Here is a 4,619-nt window from a genome sequence, read left to right on the forward strand (position 1 = left end):
TGCGTCGCGGTGCGCACGCGCGGATCGTTGCCGTTGACGATAACCCCGGTGGTCGCGCCGCCAGTGATGATCGGCGTGGTCGAAGCAATCGAGATCTGCTGGTCATAGGGGCTGATATGCCGCCAGCCGACATTGGCGACCACTTTGCCGAAGCTGGTGGGCACGGTGTATTCGGCGTTGATCGAGCTGGTGAACTTCGGCGCGTAGATCAGCTTGTTGGCCGAATAATCGAACGGCACCAGCGCCCCGCTGGCCAGCGCGCCGTTGGCGACGAAGTTGCGGAACTTCGAGTCCATATAGGCACCCGATGCAGTGATCTTGAACTGCGGCGTGACGCGCCACGTGCCGTCGATCTCGATGCCCTTGATGATCGCGCCGCCGGCCACGTTGCCGGTCACCGTCTGGTTGCCGGTCGGGCCGCCAGGAAGGGTCAGGTTCTGCTGCATGTTCTTGTAGTCGGAGATGTAGCCCGCGATGTTGACCTCAAGATTGTGGTCAGGCGTCGCCAGCTTTGCGCCGATTTCGAAAGCATCCACGGTCTCAGGCTGAAACGGCGTGCTGGCAGTAGCAGCGGTCGCCGCGCGCGGGCTGAACCCGCCCGAGCGATAGCCGCGCGACCAGCTGCCATAGAACAGCATATCGCTGTTGGGGCGGTAATCGATGCCGACTTTGGGGGTGAACTTGCTGAAGCTCGCATCGCCCGAACCGACCGTGACGAACTGGCTGGCATTGACATTGGCCGGATCGATCAGCTTGCCGCCGGCAAAGCCGTTGAGCAGCTTCTTGTTGTCATGGCTCCAGCGGCCGCCGAACGACAGGCGGAACTTGTCGGCGAAGGCCCAGTTGAAATCGCCGAACCCGGCAAAGCTGGTGGTCTCGCCTTCAACGTGCTGCGAATTCAGGTCAAACTGCGTTGGCGGCGTATTGGGAGAAAAACCGAACACGCGCGACCACTGGGTCAGGTCATAGTTCGACTTGAAGAAAAAGCCGCCGACGACATAGTCGAAGCCATCGAACAGATTGCCCGCAGCGCGCAGCTCCTGGCTCCACTGGGTGTAGTTCTGGCGGCGATCAACGTAATAGACATCGACCGATGAACCGTCGAAATCCTGCGTCTGCGCTTCCTTGCTCTTGCGCCAGCCGGTGATCGAGGAGAGCTTCACGCCGCCCAGATCATAGTTCATTTCCAGCGTGGCATCAGGCGCATTATACTTGCTGTTCGCGGCGATGCCGAAGGTGGTTTAAAGATCGGTGGTCGTGTTGCGGTTGCATTCATTTGCGGGAATAAAGCCGCAGAACACTTCGCCGGTCTGGGTGATGTTGCTCACCACCGGCTCGAACGACTGAACCACGTTTTCAACCGTCAGCTTGAGATCGAAGCCCGAACCCGTGGGCTTGAACAGCAGCGTGCCGCCATAGGTATCGCCCTTGCTGGCACCGGCTGACGAATTGCGGGTAACGTTGCGGTAAAAACCATCGGTCTGGTTGTGAAGGTAAAACAGCTTCACGCCCCAGGTTTCGCCGTTGCCATAGTTCGCAACCGCCTTGGCGGCCCAGGTGTTGAAACGGCCATAGGTGACCTCGCCCTTGAAGCCCGGCTCCATGGTGGGGGCAGTGCGCTGGATGTTGATCACGCCGCCGATGGTGTTTGCGCCAAACAGCGTGCCCTGCGGTCCGCGCAGCACTTCGATCTGCGCGATATCGAACGCATCCTGCAACTGGCCGGTGTTGGTGCCGATGGTGATGCCATCGACAACCACGCCCACGGTTGGCGTCTGCGATTTCTCGATGTCGGCATAGGTCAGGCCGCGGATCGAGATATTGGCGGCCTGAGCGCCCGAATTCTGCTGGGTGATGAGCAAGCCCGGAGCCGCGCCCTGCAGATCGCCGATGTTGACCGCAGCCTTGTTTTCCAGCGCCACGGTATTGATCGCGGTGATCGCGAGCGGGGTGGATTGCAGCGTTTCCGAACGGCGACGCGCGGTCACGATGATCGCGCCGGTATCCTCGCTGGCGGGGGCTTCTGCTTCGGCTTGCGGAGCGGCGGCTGGGGCTGCGTCCTGCGCAAAGGCAGCAGGCGCGAAACCAAGAACCGATGTTGTGCCAAGAGCGGCCGCGATGACCGTCCGCGCGAATGCGTAATTCATGAAAATGCTCTCCCTTGCATTGTGCGCATCTGGCGCATCCCACGAACGCGCCACTGGCAGACCTGCCCCCAAGCGCTAACTGCAACTTGTTGCAGGTGGCCTGTTTATAATGTCAGTTGATCGGACGCTCTCTGCCCAAAATGGAGGCGGGGATACCCTGCCAAACGTAACAGCTTGGCCCGGCGGGCTCGCAAGCGCATGATGCAGGCAATGGTCCGCGCACGCGGGATTGGAGAGGCACATAACAATGGATCGCATCAGCCAGATCGGCGACGTCGCCGAGATCATGCGCGATTATGTCGCGAACAAGCAGACTTTCCTGACCGAGGAAACGATGCGGGTGCCCACGCGCACCTACACCGATCCCGACCAGTGGAAGGCCGAGATGGAGCTGGTGTTTCGGCGCGTGCCATTGATACTGGCATTCACCGCCGAACTGCCGAACCCCGGCGATTACAAGGCGATGGATGCGGCGGGCCTACCTGTGCTGATCAACCGCGACAAGGAGGGCGTTGTCCGGGCGTTCCTCAATGTCTGCTCGCATCGCGGCGCGCCGGTGGCGAGCGAGGGTCATGGCAACTGCGCCCGGTTTACCTGCAAGTACCACGGCTGGACATATGGGCAAGACGGCAAGCTGCTCGGCATTTCGGAGGCCAGCAAATTTGGCGAAGTGCGCAAGGGCGAAATGGGCCTGCGCGAGCTTCCGGTGCAAGAAGCGGCGGGCATGATCTTTGTCTGCCTTACGCCCAACGCACCGATCGACATTGGCGCGTACTATCGCGGGTTTCTGGAAGACTTTGAAGCGCTCGATTTCGGCAAATGGACCTACATGGGCAGCCGGGTGATCGAAGGCGCGAACTGGAAGATCGCGTTTGACGGCTATCTCGAAGGGTATCACTTCGCCTCGTTGCATCCAGAAACCATCTTTCCGCGCACGCCTTCAAACTGCATGCATTTCGAAGCCTTCGGCCCACACATCCGCATCGGTTTTCCGCATCACAAGATTGCCGACGCGCTGGCGGGTGTGCCGCGCGCTGAGTGGGGCACGCAGGAGAACAATGGCTTCGATTTCGTGCGGATCATGTTCCCCAACGTTTCGGCCTTCATCGCGCCCGAGATCACGCAAGTGGCGCAATTGTCTCCCGGGCCGACGCCGGGGCAGAACCGCACAGTGCTCAATTATCTGCGCCGCGAGCCGATCAAGGACGAGGCAGACCGCGCCAATGTCGAAGCGGCGATGAATTTCTTCCGCGATGTTACTTATACCGAAGATTACCTCATCGGCCTTGAAATTCAGAAGGGGCTGGAAACCGGAGCGCACGACGATCTGGTGTTCGGGCGCAACGAACGCGGCAACCAGTACTTCCACGAATGGCTGAATTGGTATCTTCAGGATGACCGCGACCTGCCCGAACCAGTGCTCTGAAAGCCGCGCGGCGCGCGGGCTTCAGACCTGGCTGAAGCCCCCGTCCATCACGAATTCGCTGCACGTAACGAAGCTGGCCGCCTCGCTGCACAGATAAACCACGCCGCCGCCCATCTCGTCCGGCCGCCCCATGCGGCCGATCGGATGGCTGGCAACCATGCCCTGCAGCGCCGCTTCGCGCGATGGCACCGCGCCCATTTCAATGTAGCGGTCCATGATCGAGCCAAGCATCGCGGTATCGATCCCGCCCGGATGCACCGAATTGACGCGGATATTGTATCCCAACGCCGCAAATTCCGCGCCGAGGCACTTGGACAGCATCTTTACCGCCGCCTTGCTGGTGCAATAGGCCGCATTGAACGCCGCCCCGCGCAAGCCGCCGACGCTGGAGAAGTTCACCACCGAAGCGCCGCCTTTGCGCGCCTTGCCGCCCTCGCGCAGCAGCGTCAGCAGCGCCTGTGTGCCGATGATGATCGAATCGACGTTGACCGCGTTGACCCGGTGAAACTCGCTCAGCGGGGTCTCATCGAACTTGGTGACAATGGAAATCGCCGCATTGTTAACCAGCGCATCGAGCCTGCCGTACTTTTCCTGCACGAGCGCGGCCAGCGCCTGCCAGTCATCAGGGCTCGTCACATCGTGGCGAAGATAGTGGTCTGCACCAGCGATATCGGCATCGTCCGCCATGTCGGTGGCGATAACGGTGGCGTGCGCGGCTTTCAGCGCGGCTACGAGTTCGCGCCCGATGCCGCCTGCGGCCCCGGTGACGACAGCGATCACATTTTCCAGAGCAATGGTCATTGTGCCGTCCACCCGCCATCGATGACCAGCTCGGCGCCGGTCATGTAGCTGCTGTCTTCGCTGGCGAGGAAGAAGATCGCGCTGGCGATCTCCGCGGGATCGGCAAGGCGGCCGATCGGCGTGCTGGCAACCACCCCATCGACCAGATCTTCGGGCTTTTCGGCAAAGCCTTGATCCACCCAGCGCTGGAACCCGGCGGCCAGCAATGGCGTGCGCACAAACCCCGGATGCAGCGAATTGGCGCG

5 protein-coding genes are annotated in these 4,619 nt (G+C 61.2%); 1 reads left to right on the forward strand and 4 read right to left on the reverse strand.

Features of this window, described 5'->3' with window-relative positions; genetic code table 11:
* Positions 1-1,184, reverse strand: a 1,184-nt coding sequence (locus tag Q0O40_RS15420) for a TonB-dependent receptor (protein WP_295531901.1), incomplete at its 3' end; no start/stop codon positions are given.
* 57 nt (positions 1,185-1,241) lie between these two features.
* On the reverse strand, positions 1,242-2,147 hold the full coding sequence (locus Q0O40_RS15425) for a TonB-dependent receptor plug domain-containing protein (RefSeq protein WP_295531904.1): 906 nt from the start codon (positions 2,145-2,147) through the stop codon (positions 1,242-1,244).
* A 247-nt stretch (positions 2,148-2,394) separates the two neighbouring features.
* Between Q0O40_RS15425 and Q0O40_RS15430 the strand changes: the two genes are divergently transcribed.
* On the forward strand, positions 2,395-3,573 hold the full coding sequence (locus Q0O40_RS15430; RefSeq protein WP_295531907.1) for an SRPBCC family protein: 1,179 nt from the start codon (positions 2,395-2,397) through the stop codon (positions 3,571-3,573).
* Positions 3,574-3,594: 21 nt separating this feature from the next.
* Here Q0O40_RS15430 and Q0O40_RS15435 read toward each other — a convergent pair whose 3' ends face one another.
* Complete coding sequence (locus tag Q0O40_RS15435) at positions 3,595-4,374, reverse strand: SDR family oxidoreductase (RefSeq protein WP_295531910.1); 780 nt, start codon at positions 4,372-4,374, stop codon at positions 3,595-3,597.
* The coding region (locus Q0O40_RS15440; RefSeq protein ID WP_295531913.1) for an SDR family oxidoreductase at positions 4,371-4,619 on the reverse strand (249 nt) is incomplete at its 5' end. The genes Q0O40_RS15440 and Q0O40_RS15435, both read right to left, overlap by 4 nt.

It is taken from the genome of Novosphingobium sp. Chol11 (assembly GCF_945870625.1).
Classification (GTDB): domain Bacteria; phylum Pseudomonadota; class Alphaproteobacteria; order Sphingomonadales; family Sphingomonadaceae; genus Novosphingobium.